Origin of the sequence: Actinomadura livida, from assembly GCF_014648675.1 — a bacterium.
Lineage (GTDB): Bacteria > Actinomycetota > Actinomycetes > Streptosporangiales > Streptosporangiaceae > Spirillospora > Spirillospora livida.
Genome location: NZ_BMRO01000007.1, coordinates 435,771 through 453,928 on the forward strand (window position 1 = coordinate 435,771; position 18,158 = coordinate 453,928).

The 18,158-nt window shown below is 70.8% G+C and carries 15 protein-coding genes and 2 tRNA genes; 8 read left to right on the forward strand and 9 right to left on the reverse strand.

The genetic code is table 11. The features are described from left to right. Positions 1–28 precede the first annotated feature (28 nt). From IEZ03_RS19405 to IEZ03_RS19420, 4 genes are read left to right on the forward strand one after another with little or no spacing between them, the layout of a single operon-like run. A complete protein-coding gene (locus IEZ03_RS19405) occupies positions 29–478 on the forward strand; it encodes an Hsp20/alpha crystallin family protein (protein ID WP_221480610.1) in 450 nt (149 codons plus the stop codon). 40 nt (positions 479–518) lie between these two features. Further along, entirely contained in the window at positions 519–944 is a 426-nt protein-coding gene (locus IEZ03_RS19410; RefSeq protein WP_184882106.1) for a thioredoxin family protein, read from the forward strand. Next, positions 928–2,520, forward strand: coding sequence for an FAD-dependent oxidoreductase (locus IEZ03_RS19415; protein ID WP_229808404.1), 1,593 nt, complete (start codon positions 928–930; stop codon positions 2,518–2,520). The genes IEZ03_RS19410 and IEZ03_RS19415 overlap by 17 nt, the downstream gene beginning before the upstream one ends. 19 nt (positions 2,521–2,539) lie before the next feature. Next, on the forward strand, positions 2,540–3,778 hold the full coding sequence (locus IEZ03_RS19420) for an FUSC family protein (protein ID WP_184882110.1): 1,239 nt from the start codon (positions 2,540–2,542) through the stop codon (positions 3,776–3,778). Positions 3,779–4,898: 1,120 nt separating this feature from the next. On the opposite strand, the gene IEZ03_RS19425 is transcribed toward IEZ03_RS19420, so the two are convergent. Further along, positions 4,899–4,972: transfer RNA gene (locus tag IEZ03_RS19425), tRNA-Gly, on the reverse strand. A 139-nt stretch (positions 4,973–5,111) separates the two neighbouring features. On the opposite strand from IEZ03_RS19425, the gene IEZ03_RS19430 reads away from it, so the two are divergent. Continuing rightward, positions 5,112–5,185, forward strand: a tRNA-Pro gene (locus IEZ03_RS19430). Positions 5,186–5,235: 50 nt separating this feature from the next. Here IEZ03_RS19430 and alaS read toward each other — a convergent pair. Both alaS and IEZ03_RS19440 read right to left on the reverse strand, forming a co-directional pair. Continuing rightward, positions 5,236–7,836: an alanine--tRNA ligase gene (gene alaS / locus IEZ03_RS19435; RefSeq protein ID WP_184882112.1), complete on the reverse strand. Its 2,601-nt coding sequence runs from the start codon at positions 7,834–7,836 to the stop codon at positions 5,236–5,238. A gap of 200 nt (positions 7,837–8,036) precedes the next feature. Then, on the reverse strand, positions 8,037–8,414 hold the full coding sequence (locus tag IEZ03_RS19440; RefSeq protein ID WP_221480611.1) for a winged helix-turn-helix transcriptional regulator: 378 nt from the start codon (positions 8,412–8,414) through the stop codon (positions 8,037–8,039). Between the two features lie 122 nt (positions 8,415–8,536). Here IEZ03_RS19440 and IEZ03_RS19445 point away from each other — a divergent pair, with 122 nt between their 5' ends. Beyond that, positions 8,537–9,115: a YceI family protein gene (locus IEZ03_RS19445; protein WP_184882116.1), complete on the forward strand. Its 579-nt coding sequence runs from the start codon at positions 8,537–8,539 to the stop codon at positions 9,113–9,115. Here IEZ03_RS19445 and IEZ03_RS19450 read toward each other — a convergent pair. From IEZ03_RS19450 to IEZ03_RS19465, 4 genes are all read right to left on the reverse strand, one after another. Then, on the reverse strand, positions 9,078–9,368 hold the full coding sequence (locus IEZ03_RS19450; RefSeq protein ID WP_184882118.1) for a hypothetical protein: 291 nt from the start codon (positions 9,366–9,368) through the stop codon (positions 9,078–9,080). The two genes, IEZ03_RS19445 and IEZ03_RS19450, sit on opposite strands and share 38 nt — an antisense overlap. Next, entirely contained in the window at positions 9,365–10,189 is an 825-nt protein-coding gene (locus tag IEZ03_RS19455) for an alpha/beta fold hydrolase (RefSeq protein ID WP_184882120.1), read from the reverse strand. Before IEZ03_RS19455 ends, IEZ03_RS19450 begins: the two co-directional genes overlap by 4 nt. Before the next feature lie 155 nt (positions 10,190–10,344). Then, on the reverse strand, positions 10,345–12,183 hold the full coding sequence (locus IEZ03_RS19460) for a glycoside hydrolase family 18 chitinase (protein ID WP_184882122.1): 1,839 nt from the start codon (positions 12,181–12,183) through the stop codon (positions 10,345–10,347). 194 nt (positions 12,184–12,377) lie between these two features. Next, entirely contained in the window at positions 12,378–12,845 is a 468-nt protein-coding gene (locus IEZ03_RS19465) for a MarR family winged helix-turn-helix transcriptional regulator (RefSeq protein ID WP_184882124.1), read from the reverse strand. A gap of 61 nt (positions 12,846–12,906) precedes the next feature. Here IEZ03_RS19465 and IEZ03_RS19470 point away from each other — a divergent pair, with 61 nt between their 5' ends. Beyond that, positions 12,907–13,326 (forward strand): cupin domain-containing protein, encoded by a 420-nt coding sequence (locus IEZ03_RS19470; protein WP_184882126.1) that lies wholly within the window; start codon positions 12,907–12,909, stop codon positions 13,324–13,326. 28 nt (positions 13,327–13,354) lie between these two features. On the opposite strand, the gene IEZ03_RS19475 is transcribed toward IEZ03_RS19470, so the two are convergent. Together IEZ03_RS19475 and IEZ03_RS19480 are read right to left on the reverse strand one after the other, a co-directional pair. Continuing rightward, positions 13,355–13,999 carry a LuxR C-terminal-related transcriptional regulator gene (locus tag IEZ03_RS19475; RefSeq protein WP_184882128.1) on the reverse strand — a complete coding sequence of 215 codons (645 nt, stop codon included), beginning with the start codon at positions 13,997–13,999 and terminating at the stop codon, positions 13,355–13,357. Continuing rightward, positions 13,951–15,258 carry a sensor histidine kinase gene (locus IEZ03_RS19480; protein WP_229808405.1) on the reverse strand — a complete coding sequence of 436 codons (1,308 nt, stop codon included), beginning with the start codon at positions 15,256–15,258 and terminating at the stop codon, positions 13,951–13,953. The genes IEZ03_RS19475 and IEZ03_RS19480 overlap by 49 nt, the downstream gene beginning before the upstream one ends. A gap of 311 nt (positions 15,259–15,569) precedes the next feature. Between IEZ03_RS19480 and IEZ03_RS19485 the strand changes: the two genes are divergently transcribed. Further along, a complete protein-coding gene (locus tag IEZ03_RS19485; RefSeq protein WP_229808416.1) occupies positions 15,570–18,059 on the forward strand; it encodes a Tex family protein in 2,490 nt (829 codons plus the stop codon). Positions 18,060–18,158 lie beyond the last annotated feature (99 nt).

Sequence of the window (18,158 nt, forward strand, 5' to 3'; positions counted from 1 at the left end):
AGAGAACGTCCAACGAGAGGATCAGACGATGGCACTGCCCAGCATCCGCCGCCCCGGAGACACGATGCTCACCCCGCGGCCGCGGGCGTTCGACCCCCTCTACGAGCAGATGGAGCAGCTGGTCAACGCGGCCTTCGCCGGTACTGCCACAGATATGCCCTGGGCGCCCGCGGGGGACGTGAGCGAGACCGACGACGCCTACGTGATCGAGACCGAACTCCCCGGCCTGAAGAAGGACGAGATCGACGTATCGCTGCACGACCGGGAGCTGACCATCACGGGAGAGATCAAGGAGCGGGAGAGCCGCGGGCTGCGGCATCACAAGCAGCGGCGCACCGGCCGGTTCGAGTACCGCGTGTACCTGCCCGGTGACATCGATGCCGAGGGGATCGACGCAAAACTCGCAGACGGCGTCCTCACCGTGACGGTCCCCAAGGCCACGACCGAGAAGGACCGCCACATCGAGGTCAAGGGCTGACCCGCACGGGGCACTTCGCCCGCATCCGCGGGAGGGACCGATGACCGTCCGTTGCGAGCACTGCGGTACGAAGAACCGTGTGCCGGGCGCCGCCGGCGGCAAGCCGGTCTGCGGCAACTGTCACCGGCCGCTCCCGTGGATCGCGGACGCCGGAGACGAGGACTTCACCGAGGTCGCCGAGCGCTCCTCGGTCCCGGTCCTCGTCGACCTGTGGGCGGCCTGGTGCGCGCCGTGCCGCACGGTCAGCCCGGTACTGGAGCGCATCGCCCACGAGATGGCGGGGCGGCTGAAGCTCGTGAAGACCGACATAGACCGGGCACCGAGGATCCGGGAGCGCTTCGCCGTGCGAGCCGTTCCCACGCTGCTGCTGATGCGCGACGGGAAGGTGATCGACCGGAGGGCGGGCGCCGCACATGCCGGTCCGCTCCGCACGTGGGTGGAGGAAGCCCTTGGAAGAGACACCTGATCTGTACGGCGCCTACCCCCGACTCGACCGGGAGCAGATCGGGCTGGTCGCGGCATACGGGGAACGACGCCCGACCCGCCGCGGCGATGTCCTCTTCTCGGAAGGGGACCGTGACCACGACTTCTTCCTGATCGTGGCCGGTACGGTGGCGATGCTCGACAAGGGCGAGGTCATCCGCGTGCACGGACCGGGACGCTTCCTCGGTGAGCTCGGCCTGCTGACCGGTCAGCAGACGTTCCTCACCGCCCGCGTCGAGGAACCCGGTGAGGTGATAGCGGTGCGGCCGCGACGCCTGCGCGAGCTGGCCGACCGGGAACCCTGGTTCGGCGACCTCGTCCTGCGCGCGTTCCTCATCCGGCGCTCCCTGCTCATCGAGCACGGCGCCGGGCTGCGGATCATCGGCTCGCGATTCTCTCCCCGCTGCCTGCGACTGCGCGACTTCGCCGCGCGCAACCGGCTGCCGCACCGGTGGATCGACGTCGAGGACGACGAGGACGCCGAATCGCTGCTCAGGAAGCTCGGCGTCCCGGCGTCCGAAACACCCGTCGTGATCCTGAACGGTGAGCGGGTGCTGCGCAATCCGGGAGATGACGAGCTCAACCGGCTGCTCGGGCTGCCGCCGCCGGCGCCGGCCTCCTCGGCGCACGACATGCTCGTCATCGGCGCGGGCCCCGCCGGGCTGGCCGCGGCCGTGTACGGCTCCTCGGACGGCCTGGACACGATGGTCGTCGATGCCATCGCGACCGGAGGACAGGCCGGGAAGTCGTCCAAGATTGAGAACTACCTCGGTTTCCCTGCCGGCATCTCGGGTGCGGAGCTGACGGAACGGGCGGTCATCCAGGCCAGAGGGTTCGGCGCGAGACTGCACGTGCCCGGCGGCGCCACGGGGCTGCGGGCGGGCAACGGCCGGTACACCGTCGACCTCGACGGAGGCGGTGAGCTGTCCGGCCGCACGGTCGTCATCGCGACCGGCGCCCGCTACCGCCGGCTGGACGTCCCGCGCCTTGACGACTACGACGGTGCCGGCGTGTACTTCGCGGCGACCCAGGTAGAGGCGCTCCAGTGCCGTCACGTATCGGTGGCCATCGTCGGTGGCGGTAATTCGGCGGGTCAGGCGGCCCTCTTCTTGGCCCGGCACGCCACGCGCGTGCTGCTCTTCGTCCGGGGCGGAGAACTCGGCGAGAACATGTCGCGCTACCTCGTCGACCGGATCGAGCACTGCCCCGAGATCGACGTGTTCCTGCACACCGAGATTCGTGAACTGCACGGTCACGATCTCCTGGAGGAAGTCGTCACAAGGAACAACCGGACCGGTGAAGTCCGCCGCTTCGAGGTGCGCGCATTGTTCGTCTTCATCGGAGCCGACCCCTGCGTCGCCTGGTTGTCCGGCACGGTCGATCTCGATGACAAGGGGTATGTGCGCACCGGGGGCCCACAGGCCCTGCCGCTGGAGACCAACCTCCCCGGCGTGCTCGCCGCGGGTGATGTGCGGAGCGGCTCGATCAAGCGGGTCGCGTCTGCGGTCGGAGAGGGAGCGATGGCCGTCCGCCTGGCGTTCGAGCGCCTGAGTCGATGACCGGCCGTTGGGGCGTGGGATGAACGGTGACCAGCGGATACGTGCGGCGGCGCGCACTGCGGTCACGCCGGTGCGGGTGCGACTGAAGCGGCTGCGCACACAGCCCACGACCCTCGTGATCGCCCGCCTCGCCGTGACAGCGGTTCTTGCATTCCAATTCGCGTCATGGCTGCCCGCTACCAGCCCAAGGCCCGTACTCGCCCCTCTGACCGCACTCCTCGTCGTCCAGGTCACGCTGTACCAGACCATTCACCATGTCTGGCAACGCGTCGTCAGCGTAGTGGTCGGTGTGGTGGTCGCGGCATTGCTGTCGAGCGTGCTGGGATTCAGCTGGTGGAGCCTGGGCCTGGCCATCACGGCCGCACTGATCTGCGGATTCGTCATGAGGCTCGGCAACTACATCCTCGAGGTGCCGATCAGCGCCATGCTCATCCTCTCCCTCGAGACCGGCGCCGCCGCCACCGGGCGGATCGTGGAGACGCTCGTCGGCGCGCTCACCGGCCTGGTCGCCGGTTTGCTGACCTCTCCCGTCAAGATCCAAGCAGCCGAGGAGGCGCTCGAGGACCTCAGCGGCACCATGGCCCGTCACCTCCGCGACATCGCCGACGCGGTGGAAAAGCGCCCCGAGCCGCACACCTTCGACGAATTGCTGTCCCAGGCCCGCTCCCTCGCCCGGGAAGTCCAACGCGTGGACGGCGAACTCGTACATGCCGAGGAAAGCATCCGCCTCAATCCGCAAGGCGTCGGAATGCTGCGGTCAATGGTGGCGTTGCGGGAGACCCTGGTCGCACTGGAACACTGCGGAGTCACCATCCGCGGCCTCGCGCGCTGCCTCGCCGACCACGCCAACGAACCTGAGCAGGGGCGCGAGGACCCCCTGTCCGAGAGCGACACCCGCGCCTTGCTGGCCACGACCGCGAGGCATCTGGCCTCGGCGCTGGGCATGTACGGGCGGATGCGCCGGCAGCAGTTCGCCACAGGAAGCACCGACCTCGAGGACACGCTCGCCTCCCACCTGGACACCGCGCGGGAAGAGCGCGTCAAGCTGACCCAGATGCTGCGGGCCGACAGCCCCGACTGGCCGCTCCATGGCGAGCTCCTCGTTCACCTGGACCGCCTGAGAGCCGAACTGGAGTCCGGACGACGAACGCGAGCGGCAAGGCGCCCGAGTCGCCGACTCCGCATCCCCAAGCCTTCGCCGCCCGCCACGCTCAGCCCGATCCGGCGACGAACCGACCTCCGTCGAGCACGCTCCTGACCCGCACTCGCCGCCGACAGATCGCGAGCGCCTTCGACAGTGAGCATCGTCGAGCCACAGTCGGCCAGCGGGCGTACTGCCGGGCTCCCTCGCCTCACCCTCACCCGCCTCGCCTGCGGCACTGCCGCTCGGGCCGGCGCTAGCGGCGCATGCGAAGGGCTGAGGCCGAGTTCGAGTTGTTGCAGCACAATGGTCGGGGTCTCGTGGGCAAGAGCCTCGATGTTGTCTGCTTCCTCGATGATCTGGGTGGGTGCATCGCCGGATGCCTCGGCGGTGACGTCAGCGGCGGCTTGCACCTGGGCGGGGGAGGCGTCGGCGCGGGTGAGGGCCAGAGCTTGGCGGGCGCGGCCAGTTAGGTCGCCGACTTTCTGCCCGTTCGATCGCGGTCAGCTCGGCCTGGATTTCGGCGCTAAGCCGTCTGCTCAAGTCCGGATCGTCAATGGCGTGCAGGGCACGGCCGACCTGGTGAGCACTTTCCTCGACAGGGTCGTACGACGTCACCAGCATGCCGTCCGAGGGCAGGTTCGGATGCGTCAGAGCATCCATCACTGTCGCGAACGATTCTCGGTGTTGTGCACGTCGCCATCCCTCGGTGTTCACCTCTTGCTAGGCCGGGTGGGTGTAGGTGCGCCAGGCCTGAGCGGAGAACGAGGTCAGAGCCTGAGCGAGACGCTGGATTGCGCCGGCGGGGATGTCGCGCGGGAGTTCGGCGCAGGTGGAGGCTGCGCAGCCCGAGCTGGTCTCCCAGAACACGACGAGCACATGGCGATCTTCGTCGAAGGCGTATGTGCTCAGGGGTCCCCCTCCGGTCCCTCCGGTGGCATCAACGATGTCATCTGGTGAGGCGGAGCGTGATGCGGTTGCTGCCCTTGGTCGTCGCCCATCTCGTCGCCGACGAAGACAGGTGATGCGGTCCGAGCCGACCCAAGTTCGTGCCTGATGCCCAGTTCGTCGAGGGCGGGATGACGTCCAATCGGCGGCTTGAAGGAGTGCCCTTCGATGCCGGTTCAGGTGACGTAATCCGTCATGATCACGTACAGGTCCAGTGATAGAACCAGTGATAGAAGATCTTGGTGTCCATCTCAAGCTCGCCCTGCAGGGCTTTGACCTGCGGAAACAGTGGAGCGGGCGACGGGAATCGAACCCGCGTAGCCAGTTTGGAAGACTGGGGCTCTACCATTGAGCTACGCCCGCGAGGGGACGGAGGGCGGTCGGCCCTCGATCGTCAGTCCGTAGCGTACAGGGTTCCGGGTGTGGACGTGCCGGGTGGTCCGGGTGCCGGGTAATGGAGCGGCGGGCCGTGGCGCGGGGGGCTAGACTCCGTCATCGTGTGCGGGCTGTAGCGCAGTTTGGTAGCGCACCGGCTTTGGGTGCCGGGGGTCGTGGGTTCAAATCCCGCCAGCCCGACAGTGGAGGCTCTTGGCCGCCGCCCGGTGCCGGGCGGCGGCCGTGCCGTGTCAGGGGGCCAGGAGCGTGCGGGCCCGGGTCGCCGCGGTGGCGAGCGCCGCCGGGAGGTTGGCGGGGTTGCGGCCGCCCGCGTTCGCGATCGGGCCCTTCCCGCCGGCGCCGCCGCCGATCTCGCGGGCCGCCTCGGTGAGCATGTCCCGTGCCTGCGACCCCGTGTTCGTCGCCGCCACCAGGGACGCCTTGCCGTCCGAATGCGCGCCCAGGATGACGACGCCGCGGTCCGGGCGGAGCTTGAGGATCTTGGTGGCGAGTGCGCGCAGGTCCGTCTCCCCGGGGACGCTTTCAGCGATGAGCCATCCGCCCGGGACCGGCTCGGCGTCGGCGGCCAGGCACGCCGCGTGGGTGTCGAGTCCCGCCTGGCGGAGGTTCTCCAGCTGGCGCTGGGTCTCTGCAAGGGTTTCCAGGCGTTGGCGTAGGCGGGCGGGGGCCTGGTCGGGGTGGACGTGCAGGAGTCCCGCCAGTTCGTTGAGGATGTCGCGTTGGTGATCGTAGTGGCGGAGCGCGTCGGTGCCGGTCAGGGCCTCGATGCGGCGCAGGCCGGTGCCGATGGACGATTCGGCGACGATGTGGACGGGGCCCGCCTGCGAGCCGTGGCCGACGTGGGTGCCGCCGCACAGTTCGCGGGACGCGTCGCCGATGTCCACGATGCGGACGTCCGGCCCGTAGCGTTCGCCGAACATCGCTACCGCGCCAGCAGCCTCCGCCTCGGCGCGGGTCGTCTCCCAGACCGTGACCTCCGGATCGTCCAGCAGGTAGTCGTTGACGAGGGTCTGGAGCAGGGCGGTGTCCACGGGGGAGAAGTGGGCGAAGTCGAAGCGGAGGCGGCCCGGCTCTACGCGTGAGCCTCGCTGGGACGCGTGGTCGCCCAGGTGGCGGCGCAGCATCGCGTGCAGGACGTGGGTCGCGCTGTGGGAGCGTGCCGTCGCGGAGCGGCGGGCGGCGTCGACGATCGCCTCGGCCTCGTCGCCGGGACGCACCTCGCCGTGCGTGACGCGGACCGTGTGTACGTGGAGCCCGTCGAGGCCGAGGCGGGTGTCCAGGACGTCCAAGGTCGAGCCGGAGGTGCGCAGTACGCCCGTGTCTCCTACCTGGCCGCCTGATTCCGCATAGAACGGGCTGCGCTCAAGGATCACCTCCAGTTCGCCGCCTTCGACGGCGACGTCGAGGGGGTCCCGCGGGGCGAGAAGGGCCAGGACGCGTGTTTCCGTCGTCGTTGACGAGTAGCCCACGAAGTCCGTGAGGCCGTGCTCGGCGGTGACGGTGCGGTAGAGGTCCTGGCGCGCGACCGCTCCGCCCTTGCGGGAGTGGCCCGCCTGGTGCGCCCGGCGGCGTTGGGCTTCGAGGAGTTCCGCGAACTCGTTCTCGTCGACGGTGAGGCCCGCCGAGCGCGCCGCGTCCAGGGTCAGGTCGATCGGGAAGCCGTAGGTGTCGTGCAGTTCGAACGCGGTTCGTCCCGAGATGGTGGCCTTTGTGCGGCTGATCGCCGAGTTCAGGAGTTGGGAGCCCTGGCGCAGCGTCCGCTCGAACGCCTCTTCCTCCGCGGTGACGACCTGGCGGATCAGGTCGGAGCGCTGCGTCAGCTCGGGCCAGGTCCCGCCCAGAGTGTCGATGACGCTGGACGTCAGCGCTGGAAGGGCGAGGTCCTCGATGCCGAGTTTGCGGGCGTGCCGGACGGCGCGGCGCATCAGGCGGCGCAGTACGTAGCCCCGGCCGTCGCGGGCGGGCAGTACGCCGTCGGCGATGAGGAACGCGATCGAGCGGGAGTGTTCGGTGACGACGCGGAAGGACGTGGAGTCCTCCCCGGAGTATTCGCGGCTCGCCATTTCCTGGACGAGCCGGAACGTCGGCGCCAGCAGGTCGGTTTCGCAGACCGTCTCCACGCCCTGCAGGATCGCGGCGAGACGGTCGAGCCCGAGCCCGGTGTCGATGTTCTTCGCGGGCAGTTCGCCGAGTATCGGGTATTCGTCCTTGCCGGTGCCCTCTCCTCGGAGGTTCTCCATGAAGACGAGATTCCACAGTTCCTGGTAGCGCTCGCCGTCCACGGCGGGTCCGCCTTCGCGTCCGAAGGACGGCCCCCTGTCGTAATGGAGTTCGGACGACGGGCCGCATGGGCCGGGCGTGCCCATCGACCAGTAGTTGTCCTCCATGCCGAGCCGCTGGATCCGCTCCAAGGGAACCCCGACCCGGCGCCAGAGGCGGACGGCTTCGTCGTCGTCCAGGTACACGGTGACCCAGAGGCGGTCGGGGTCGAGGTTGTAGTGGCGCGTGAGCAGTTCCCACGCCCAGGAGATCGCCTCCGCCTTGAAGTAATCGCCGAAGGAGAAGTTGCCGAGCATCTCGAAAAATGTCGCGTGCCGGGTCGTGCGGCCCACGTTCTCGATGTCGGACGTACGCGCGCACTTCTGCACGGACACCGAACGGGGATGTTCCGGCGCGGTCTCGCCGAGGAAGTACGGCTTGAACTGGTTCATGCCCGCGTTCGCCAGCAGAAGCGTGGGGTCGGACGGAATCAGCGGGCTGGACGGCACGACGCGGTGGTCGCGCTCCTGGAAGAAGTCAAGAAACGTCGAGCGAATGTCGGTCGAGCGCATGGGACGGCCTCACGAGGTCGATGGGAAGACGGCGCACACCGCCGAGCCGGGCCGGGCACGACTGCTCGTTCCCCAGCTCGGCGCGGCTAGCTCGCCGTCCCACCTCGTGAAAGTCCATCGACTCAAAGCTAACGCGCCACGGCAGGCGACGGCACGCGGATTTCCCGCCGCGTCGTTCCGCCGGCCAGGCCGCTAGAGCCTCATTTCGCCTTGATGGCCGCCGTCTCCTCGGCGCGGGCGTCGTACTCGGCTCGGGCGGCGTCGATCTTCCCGCGGTGGGCCTCCGCCCACGCGACGAGGGTGCTGGCCGCGGCTATGAGCGTCTCGCCCATGGGGGTGAGGGCGTAGTCCACGCGTGGCGGCATCACGGGGTACACGGTCCGGGTGACGATCCCGTCGCGTTCCAGGGCGCGCAGGGTGACGGTGAGCATGCGCTGGCTGATGCCGTCGATCTCGCGCTTGAGCTCGGTGAACCGCATGCTCCGCTCGCCCAGCAGCGAGATCACCAGTAGCGACCACTTGTCGCCGACCCGGTCGAGGACCTCCCGTGCCCGGCAGGAATGGGCCGTGTGCTGCATGGTTATCTCCAGGTGACCGAGGCAGAAAAAAGTGCCTTCTTGTGCCGGATCCGAGGGTCTCCGCATGATGGGACCGGTTCCTCTTCGGAACCGCCTTACCTTTCATAACCTTAGGAGACACGATGAGGGCCCAGCTTGTCGAGATCCCCGGCTACGTCGCCGGCACCTGGACCATCGACCCCGCCCACAGCAACGTCGGCTTCACCGTCCGGCACCTGATGGTCAGCAAGGTCCGCGGCCGCTTCGGGACGTTCGAGGGCACGATCGTGACCGGCGAGGACCCCCTCGAATCGGCGGTGAACGCCACGATCGACCTGGCGTCGATCGACACCGGCATCGCCCAGCGGGACGCGCACGTCCGGTCCGCCGACTACCTGGACGTGGAGAAGTACCCCGCGATGACGTACCGCTCCACCGGCATCCGCCCCGACGGGGACGACTTCGTCCTGGACGGCGAGCTGACCTTGCGCGGCCAGACCAAGCAGGTCCCGCTCAAGCTGGAGATCGGCGGTTTCAGCCCCGACCCGTTCCTTGAGGACCCCTTCAAGGGCGCCCGGGTGGGCTTCACCGCGACCGGGGAGATCAGCCGGCTCGAGTTCGGTGTCGGCGACGCCGCGAAGATTCCCGGCGGATCGGGCCTCGGCCTGGGGGAGAAGGTCCAGATCACCCTGGAGATCCAGGCGGCGCTCCAGACTTCGTGACCGGGCCGGGACGGGACGGGCGGCGCCGCGGGCTCACGGCGCCGTCCGCCGGCCCCCGGGCGGCGAGACGGCGTCGAGCAGGCCGGGGAGCGCGTCCAGGGACGTGATGCGCGGCCTCCTCGCTCAGCTCCCTCCAGCGCGCGGTGAGCCATGCCGGGTCCGCGTCCGGGAACGACCGGGTGATCGCCTCGGCCGCCGCCCTCTCGTGGTCGAGAAGCGTCCCGTCCAGGTCGAACAGCACGGCCGCGATCATGTGAGGAATGCGGTGAGCACGGCGGTCAGTTCGGCGGGGGCGTCTTCCTGGACGAGGTGGCCGGCGCCGTCGATCAGGCGGAGGCGCGCCCCCGGGACGAGCGTGGCCAGCTCGTGGGCCTTGGCGACGGGTATCCAGGTGTCCGATGCGCCCCAGCAGATCAGGACGGGAAGGTCCAGTTCGCCGTAGCGGCCTTGGATCTCGTCCGTGTAGCGCTGTTCCGCCTGGGCGATCTGCCGGTAGAAGGCCGGCTGCCCCACGTCCCCTAGCCAGGGGTCGACGAGCGCGTCCAGGACCGCTGGGTGCAGACCGCGATGGCTAGCAGACGACACGTACTCCCGGACGAGCGCCCCGTGCAGTGCAGGTGGAAGCTGCTCGAACACCTTCGTGTTGGCCCCGACCAGGCGGAAGAAGGGTGAACCCCAAGGAGCGAGGGCGACGGGATCGACCAACGCGAGGGCACGGTAACGGGCGCCGTGCAGGAGATGCGCCCGAAGGGCCACGGCCCCACCGAAGTCATGCGCCACGACCGTCGGCTCGTCCAGACCCCAATGGGCCAGCATCTCGGTGAATACATGGCCCTGGGCAGCGAGCGACACGTCCTGCCCATCGCTCATCTCGGACGTCCCATAACCCGGCATGTCCCAGACGTACACGCGGTGGGTCGTCGCCAAAGCGCGCGCGACACCACGCCATACATAGGAGGAGAACGGCGTGCCGTGCAGCAGGACGACCGGGGCCGCGTCCTGATCCCCGAGCACGTCCCAACGAACCTCGCCCGAACCGCTCCGGTACGTCCTGCCCGGCTCCCAGTCCCGCACACCGGCCCCCCCAACGTCGGCTTAGAACGATCATGACCGACCGTACTCGGGGGGTGCCGGGGATGGAACGGGCCCCTGACCGCTCTCCAGAGTGGTCAGGGGCCCGATGTCTCGGCTGCCGCAGGAGGCCGGAAGGGCCCCCTTCTGCGAACGGGTCAGCCGAGACCGTTCTCGATGGCGGTGATCAGCTCACCGTTCGGCGTGTCCCCGCTGAGCTCCCAGAAGAAGGCGCCGGCCAGTCCCTCGTCCTGGGCGTAGGCCATCTTCCCGCCGATGGTGGACGGCGTGTCGTAGCTCCACCACTGGCTGCCGCACTTGGCGTAGGCGGTGCCGGCGACGGTGCCGGTCGCGGGACACCGGCTCTTGAGGACCTTGTAGTCCTCGATGCCGGCCTCGTAGGTGCCGGGCGCGGCGCCCGTCGCGGTCCCGCCCGGCTCGGACTGGGCGACGCCCGTCCAGCCGCGCCCGTAGAAGCCGATGCCGAGCAGCAGCTTGCTCGCCGGGACGCCCTTGGCCTTCAGCTTGGCGATGGTCTCGGCCGAGTTGAAGCCCTGCTGCGGGATGCCCGGGTAGGACGTGAGCGGCGAGTGCGGTGCCGTCGGCCCCTGGGCGGCCCAGGCGCCGAAGTAGTCGTAGGTCATCGGCATGAACCAGTCGGCGTGCCGGGCGGCGCCCGCGTAGTCGGTCGCGTCCATCTTGCCGCCGGGGCTGGCGTCGGCGGTGATCGCGGCGGTCACGAGGTTGCCGGAGCCGAACCGGGACCGCAGCGCCGACAGCAGGTTGCCCAGCGCGTCCGGGCCGCTGCTGTCGCAGCTGAGGCCGCACGCGTTCGGGTACTCCCAGTCGATGTCGATGCCGTCGAACACGTCCGCCCAGCGCGGGTCCTCGACCAGGTTGTAGCAGGACTCGGCGAACGCGGCCGGGTTCTGCGCGGCCTGCCCGAACCCGCCGGACCACGTCCAGCCGCCGAACGACCAGACGACCTTCAGGCCCGGGTGCATCTGCTTCAGCTTGCGGAGCTGGTTGAAGTTGCCGCGCAGCGGCTGGTCCCAGGTGTCGGCGACGCCGTCGACGCTGTCGGCCGCGGTGTACGCCTTGTCGGTCGCCGCGTAGGCGTCGCCGATGGTGCACTTGCCGCCCTGGACGTTGCCGAACGCGTAGTTGATGTGGGTGAGCCTGTCGGCGGAGCCGCTCGTCTCGATGTTCTTGACGTGGTAGTTGCGCTGGTAGACGCCCCACTCGGCGAAGTACCCGATGACCTTGCCGCCGGCGTCTCCGGGGTCGCCGCCCTCGCTGGTGGTGACCGAGACGGCGCCGGACGCGGGGGAGGTGTTCCCGGCCGCGTCCCGGGCCCGGACGGTGAACGTGTAGGCGGTCCCGGCCGACAGGCCGCCCACGGTCGCGCTGGTGCCGGTCACCGAGGCGGCCTTCGCCGCGCCGTTGTAGACGTCGTAGCCGGTCACGCCGACGTTGTCGGTTGCCGCGTTCCACGCCAGCGACACGCTGGTGGCGGTCTTGCCCGTGGAGCGGAGGCCGGACGGGGCGGCCGGGGCCTCCTCGTCGTCACCGGGACCGCCGGGGCCGCCGGATCCGTCGCAGGCGGCGCCGTTGACGGTGCAGCCGGTCAGCCAGCCGGGGCCGGACCCGTTGAACCCGAAGCTGGTGCTGGCACCGGCGGCGAGTGTCGCGTTCCAGCCCGGGTTGGTGAACGTGTAATGGTCGCCCGAGACGGTCCTGGTGGCGTTCCACGCGGTCGTGATGGCCGTGCCGGACGGCAGGTCCAACTCGACGGTCCAGCCGTTCAGGGCCGCGTCAGTGCCGTTGGTGACCGTGCACGAGCCCTCGAAGCCGGTGCCCCAGTCCTGGGTCTTGGTACAGGAGGCGGTGACCGTCCCGGCCGACGACGCAGGGGGCGCCGTCAGCAGGGCGGTGGCGACCGCCAGCGTCGTCGCGCCGGCGAGCCCGATGGCCCGCCGTCCGCCCGGTCTTGACATGATTCTCCGTTCGTTCGGCCCCCGAGCAAACAGGAATCCCCGCGCAATTCTTAGGAAAGTTTCCTAAGAATTGGCCAGATGGTAACCGGGCGGAACGGTGCGTTCAAGGGGTGCCCGGCGTCCCGGAAACGCCCGGAGCGGGTGGTCTAAGCGGCTGCCTGCACACGTACGGGCGGGCACTCCGGAAAGAATCTTCAGGGCGTCCCGAACCAGCCGGGGACGTCCAGCCGCCACAGCTCGCCGGGCGTGACCTCGCGGAGATCGCGCTCCATCGCCCGGACGCGGTCCGCGCCCAGCCGCCGCACCCAGTCGGCCCGGATCCGCTCGAAGATCCGCGCGGAGCGGTCCAGGCAGTCCGCGCCCCTGGCCGTCAGCCGCACGATCTTGCGGCGGGCGTCGGCCGGATCGGCGGTGCGCTCCACGTAGCCCATCCGCTCCAGGGACTCGACCATCTTGCCCGCCGCCTGCTTGGTCACCCCGAGCGACCGGCCGAGCTCCACGGCCGTCGTGCCGGGGCCGACGGCCTGGAGGACGAAGCCGTGCGTCGGTCGCAGGTCGGGATGGCCCTGCGCGGCCAGCTCCGCGTGCAGCTCATCGATGATCACGCGGAAGGCGAGGAAGAGCCGCAGCGGCAGCTCGAAGCCGGGGGCGTCGCTTGACATAAAAGACAACCTCATTGACTATATGGACAACCACATTGTCCAAGTTAGGGGATCGGGGCTCATGACGCTCATCCGCGACGCCGAAAGCCGCCGCACCGAGACGCCCAACGGCACCATGACCACCTTCGCGACGCCCACCCAGGGCGGCACGGACGGCCTCGCCGTCTGGCGCGTCGACATGGCGCCGGGCAGGACCGGCCCGCTGCACGCCTTCGACACCGAGCAGGTCTGGACGTTCCTGCACGGCACCGCCACCATCGACCTGGACGGGCGGAGGCTGGAGGCGGCCGCCGGCGACACCGTCGTCCTACCCGCCGATGCGCCGCGCCGGCTGACCGCGCCGCCCGGCGCCGGGTTCACCGCCGTCGTCGCCGCCCACGCGGGCTGCCTCGTCTACGACCCCGACGCCGTCGTCGACGAGGACAAGTGCGAGATCGCCCCGCAGGGCGACGAGCGCCTCGTCCCGCCCTGGGCCCGGTGACCGCGCCGCCCGGCCCGGCCGCAGGCCGTCAGGCGCCCAGGTAGGCGAGGACGGCGAGGACGCGCCGGTTGTCGTCCTCGGACGGCGGCAGCCCGAGCTTCCCGAAGATGCTGTTGGTGTGCTTGCTGACCGCCTTCTCGGTGACGAACATCTTCGCGGCGATCGCCGCGTTCGACCGGCCCTCGGCCATCAGCCCGAGCACCTCCCGCTCGCGGGGGGTCAGCCCCTGCAGCGGCTCCTCGCGGGCGTGCCGGGTCAGCAGCTGCGAGACCACGTCCGGGTCGAGGGCGGTGCCGCCGTCCGCGACCCGGCGCACCGCCTCCACGAAGACCTGGACGTCCGACACCCGGTCCTTCAGCAGGTAGCCGATGCCGCCCCGGCTGTCGGACAGCAGCTCCCGCGCGTACAGCTGCTCCACGTGCTGCGACAGCACCAGCACCGGCAGCCCCGGGATCTCCCGGCGGGCCTCCAGCGCGGCCTTCAGGCCCTCGTCGGTGAACGTCGGCGGGAGCCGCACGTCCACCACCGCGACGTCCGGGCGGTGCGCGGTCAGCGCCCGCAGCAGCGAGGGCCCGTTGTCGACGGCCTCGACGACCTCGAAGCCGAACGCGCCGAGCAGGCGGATCAGTCCGTCCCGGAGGAGGGCGAGGTCCTCGGCGATGACAACGCGCACGGCAGCTCCATGGTCACGATGGTGGGTCCGCCGGGCGGGCTGGTCACGGCCATCGTCCCGTCGAAGGCCGCCAGCCTCCGCTCGATACCGCGCATGCCCGAACCCCGCGCGGGGTCCGCGCCGCCCGTCCCGTCGTCTCCGATGATCATAAGCAGCCGGCCGCCGGAGTGCTCGATCTGGATCCAGGCCCGCCGCGCACCCGAGTGTTTCACGGTGTTGGCGAGCATCTCCGCCACCGCGAAGTACCCGGCCGACTCGACGGGCGCGTCGAGGCGTCCCGGCACGTCGATCCGGGCGTCCACGGGCAGCGGCAGCGAGAGCGCCAGCGCCCGGACGGCCCCGTCCAGGCCGCGCTCGGCCAGCACCGGCGGGTGGATGCCGCGGACCAGGTCGCGCAGCTCGGTCAGCGCGGTGCCGCTGGCGGCGCGGGCCTCGGCGAGCAGCTGCTGCGCGGTCTCCGGGTCGTGCTTCATCATCTCCTCGGCGAGGCCGATGCTCATGCTCAGCGAGACGAGCCGGGCCTGCGCCCCGTCGTGCAGGTCCCGCTCGATGCGGCGCAGCTCGGCGGCGGAGGCGTCCACGGTCTCCGCGCGCGTCTCGGTGAGCCGCTGGACGCGCTCGGTCAGCGCGCCCTGCGTCGGCGACAGCAGCGACCGGCAGAACAGCGCGTGCGCCTTCAGGAACGCCCCGCCCAGCGGGACGGACGCCGCCGTCATCGCGGCGGCGAGGACGATCGTCCCCGCGATGCCCGCCGCGCCGTAGTCGGTGATCAGCCAGAACGGGCCCCAGCCGTAGTCGGTCAGCAGCGCGATCCACCACGCCGCGAACATGCCCTCCAGCCCGTACACGGTCAGGCCCGCCGCCAGCACTCCGAGGACGAGCGCGACCGGCACGTTCAGCAGCGACCACAGCAGGTCCCGCCACGTCGCCGGGTCGCCCAGCACCCATCTGAAGCGCGCGACCGGGCCGGACGTACCGGCCGGTTCCGGCCGGTACGGCACCGGTATCCGCACGCCGTGCCAATTCTCGGCCAGGTCGCGCTGCAGGTTCGCCACCGCGCGGATCGCCAGCAGCACCGCCGGCGCCAGCACCACCCCGACGCCCAGCGGGACGAAGGCGATCGACAGCACGGCGAGGATGAACAGCGGCAGGTTCAGCGCGTACGCGAGGACGACCTGGGCCACTCCCCGGAGAACGTTGGCGACCACCCCCCGGGCGAGCCCGCCCCTCCGGCCGATGAATGGCTTGCCGTCGTCCACCAGTCCTCCAGGGTTCCTCCGGGAGACCCGCCGCGCGGTCCCGCTGTGCCCCATTGTGTCGCCGGACACCGGGCCGCCCAGTAGGGGAAAGTCCCCGATCGGGGCGGATCACGGGGGAGTTGGCTCTACCCTCTGCGGGGAACCGGCGGGGTGCCCGACCGGGCCGTCATGCCCCGCCGACAAGACAACGAAGGCCCGTTCCCTGGACAATGCACGCTGACATCCAGGGGAGAAAGCGAATCCAAGCTGTGACAGCGACCACCAGCCAGACGTCCACCGGCCAGCAGGGCTCCCAGCCCGGGGTCCGGCCCATCACCCAGCGCATCGCCGAGGAGATCGGCGTCGGCGAGGGGCAGGTGCGGGTCGCGGTGGACCTGCTCGACGGCGGGGCCACCGTCCCGTTCATCGCCCGCTACCGCAAGGAGGCGACCGGCACCCTCGACGACGCGCAGCTCCGCGCGCTGGAGGAGCGGCTGCGCTACCTGCGCGAACTGGACGAGCGGCGCGCCGCCATCCTGGAGTCGATCGAGTCGCAGGGCAAGCTCACCGACGAGCTGCGGGCCCGGATCACCGAGGCCGACTCCAAGGCGCGGCTGGAGGACATCTACCTCCCGTACAAGCCGAAGCGGCGCACCAAGGCGCAGATCGCCCGCGAGGCCGGCCTCGAACCGCTCGCCGAACTGCTGCTGGGCGACCCGTCCCACGACCCGCAGGCCGCCGCCGGCGACTACGTGGACGCGGACAAGGGCGTCGCCGACGCGGCCGCGGCGCTGGAGGGCGCGCGGGCCATCCTCGTCGAGCGCTTCGCCGAGGACGCCGACCTCATCGGCGCGCTGCGCGAACGCATGTGGAACCGGGGCCGGGTCGTGTCCCGCGTCCGGGACGGCAAGCAGGAGGCGGGCGCGAAGTTCGCCGACTACTTCGAGTTCGCCGAGCCGTTCACGAAGCTGCCCTCGCACCGCGTCCTCGCGCTGTTCCGCGGCGAGAAGGAGGAGGTACTCGACCTCGACCTGGAGCCTGAGGACGCCCCGGAAGAGGGCGCCCGCAGCTCGTACGAGGCGGAGATCGCCCGCCGGTTCCAGATCGTCGACCAGGGCCGCCCCGCCGACAAGTGGCTGTCGGACGCCGTCCGCTGGGCGTGGCGCACCCGCATCCTCGTCCACCTCGGCATCGACATGCGCACCCGGCTCCGCCAGGAGGCCGAGGACGAGGCGGTCCGCGTGTTCGCCGCGAACCTGCGCGACCTGCTGCTCGCCGCCCCGGCCGGGACCCGCGCGACGATGGGCCTCGACCCCGGCCTGCGCACCGGCGTCAAGGTCGCCGTCGTGGACGCCACCGGCAAGGTCGTCGCCACCGACACCATCTATCCGCACGAGCCCCGCCGCAAGTGGGACGAGTCGATCGAGACGCTCGCGCGGCTGGCCCGCGAGCACAAGGTCGACCTGGTGTCCATCGGCAACGGCACCGCGTCGCGGGAGACCGACAAGCTCGCCGCCGACCTGATCGCCCGGCACCCCGACCTGAAGCTCACCAAGATCATGGTGTCGGAGGCGGGCGCGTCGGTGTACTCGGCCTCCGAGTACGCCGGACGCGAGCTCCCCGGCATGGACGTCTCGCTGCGCGGCGCCGTCTCCATCGCCCGCCGCCTCCAGGACCCGCTCGCCGAGCTGGTCAAGATCGACCCGAAGTCGATCGGCGTCGGGCAGTACCAGCACGACATCTCCGAGGTGAAGCTGTCCCGCTCGCTCGACGCCGTCGTCGAGGACTGCGTGAACGCCGTCGGCGTCGACGTCAACACCGCGTCCGCGCCGCTGCTCACCCGCGTGTCGGGCATCGGCGAGGGGCTCGCGGAGAACATCGTCGCCCACCGCGACGCCAACGGGCCGTTCCGGACCCGCCGCGGGCTGAAGGACGTCCCGCGGCTCGGCCCCAAGGCGTTCGAGCAGTGCGCGGGCTTCCTGCGCATCCCCGGCGGGGACGACCCGCTCGACGCGTCCAGCGTGCACCCGGAGGCGTACCCCGTCGTGCGCCGGATCCTGGACACCGCCGGCAAGGACGTCAAGGCGCTCATCGGCAACACCGCCGCGCTGCGCTCGCTGAAGCCGGCGGAGTTCGTCGACGACACGTTCGGGCTGCCGACCGTCACCGACATCCTCGCCGAGCTGGAGAAGCCCGGCCGCGACCCGCGCCCGGCGTTCAAGACCGCCACGTTCAAGGAGGGCGTCGACAAGCTCGCCGACCTCGAACCCGGCATGATCCTGGAGGGCGTCGTCACCAACGTCGCCGCGTTCGGCGCCTTCGTGGACGTGGGCGTCCACCAGGACGGGCTGGTCCACATCTCCGCGATGTCGGACAAGTTCGTGTCGGACCCGCGCGACGTCGCCAAGCCCGGCGACATCGTCCGCGTGAAGGTCCTGGACGTCGACCTCCAGCGCAAGCGCATCTCCCTCACGCTCCGCCTGGACGACGAGCCCGGCCGCGACCGGCAGGGCGGAGGCCGGCAGGGCGGGCGCGGGGAGCAGCGTGACCGCGGCGAGCGCCCGAACCGTCCCGGCGGCCAGGGCGGCGGCCGCGGCGGTCAGGGCGGGGCGCGCGGTGGCCAGGGCGGAGGCGGCCAAGGCGGTGGCGGTCAGGCAAGAGGCGGGCAGGCAAGAGGCGGCCAGGGACGAGGCGAGCAGGGACGAGGCGGCCGCGGCGGTCAGGGAGGCGGCGGGGCCTCCGGTGGCGGCGCGATGGCCGACGCCCTCCGCCGCGCCGGTCTCGACAAGGGCCTCCCGGGCAAGGGCGGCGGCAAGCGCTGAGGCCCGCGCGGCCGGTCCCGGTCTTGCGTGCGGCAAGGCCGGGACCGGCCCCTCGGTCGCCGGAGGTCAGTCGCTGAAGCCGCGCCAGCGGGCGTCCCC

Excerpts from the sequence above, each read along its gene's own strand:
- IEZ03_RS19405 (WP_221480610.1), top strand. The coding sequence starts at position 29 with ATGGCACTGCCCAGCATCCGCCGCCCCGGAGACACGATGCTCACCCCG.
- IEZ03_RS19440 (WP_221480611.1), bottom strand. The coding sequence starts at position 8,414 with ATGCAGCACACGGCCCATTCCTGCCGGGCACGGGAGGTCCTCGACCGG.
- IEZ03_RS19470 (WP_184882126.1), top strand. The coding sequence starts at position 12,907 with ATGACGCTCATCCGCGACGCCGAAAGCCGCCGCACCGAGACGCCCAAC.
- IEZ03_RS19460 (WP_184882122.1), bottom strand. The coding sequence starts at position 12,183 with ATGTCAAGACCGGGCGGACGGCGGGCCATCGGGCTCGCCGGCGCGACG.
- IEZ03_RS19410 (WP_184882106.1), top strand. The coding sequence starts at position 519 with ATGACCGTCCGTTGCGAGCACTGCGGTACGAAGAACCGTGTGCCGGGC.
- IEZ03_RS19450 (WP_184882118.1), bottom strand. The coding sequence starts at position 9,368 with ATGATCGCGGCCGTGCTGTTCGACCTGGACGGGACGCTTCTCGACCAC.
- IEZ03_RS19445 (WP_184882116.1), top strand. The coding sequence starts at position 8,537 with ATGAGGGCCCAGCTTGTCGAGATCCCCGGCTACGTCGCCGGCACCTGG.
- IEZ03_RS19465 (WP_184882124.1), bottom strand. The coding sequence starts at position 12,845 with ATGTCAAGCGACGCCCCCGGCTTCGAGCTGCCGCTGCGGCTCTTCCTC.
- IEZ03_RS19420 (WP_184882110.1), top strand. The coding sequence starts at position 2,540 with ATGAACGGTGACCAGCGGATACGTGCGGCGGCGCGCACTGCGGTCACG.
- alaS (WP_184882112.1), bottom strand. The coding sequence starts at position 7,836 with ATGCGCTCGACCGACATTCGCTCGACGTTTCTTGACTTCTTCCAGGAG.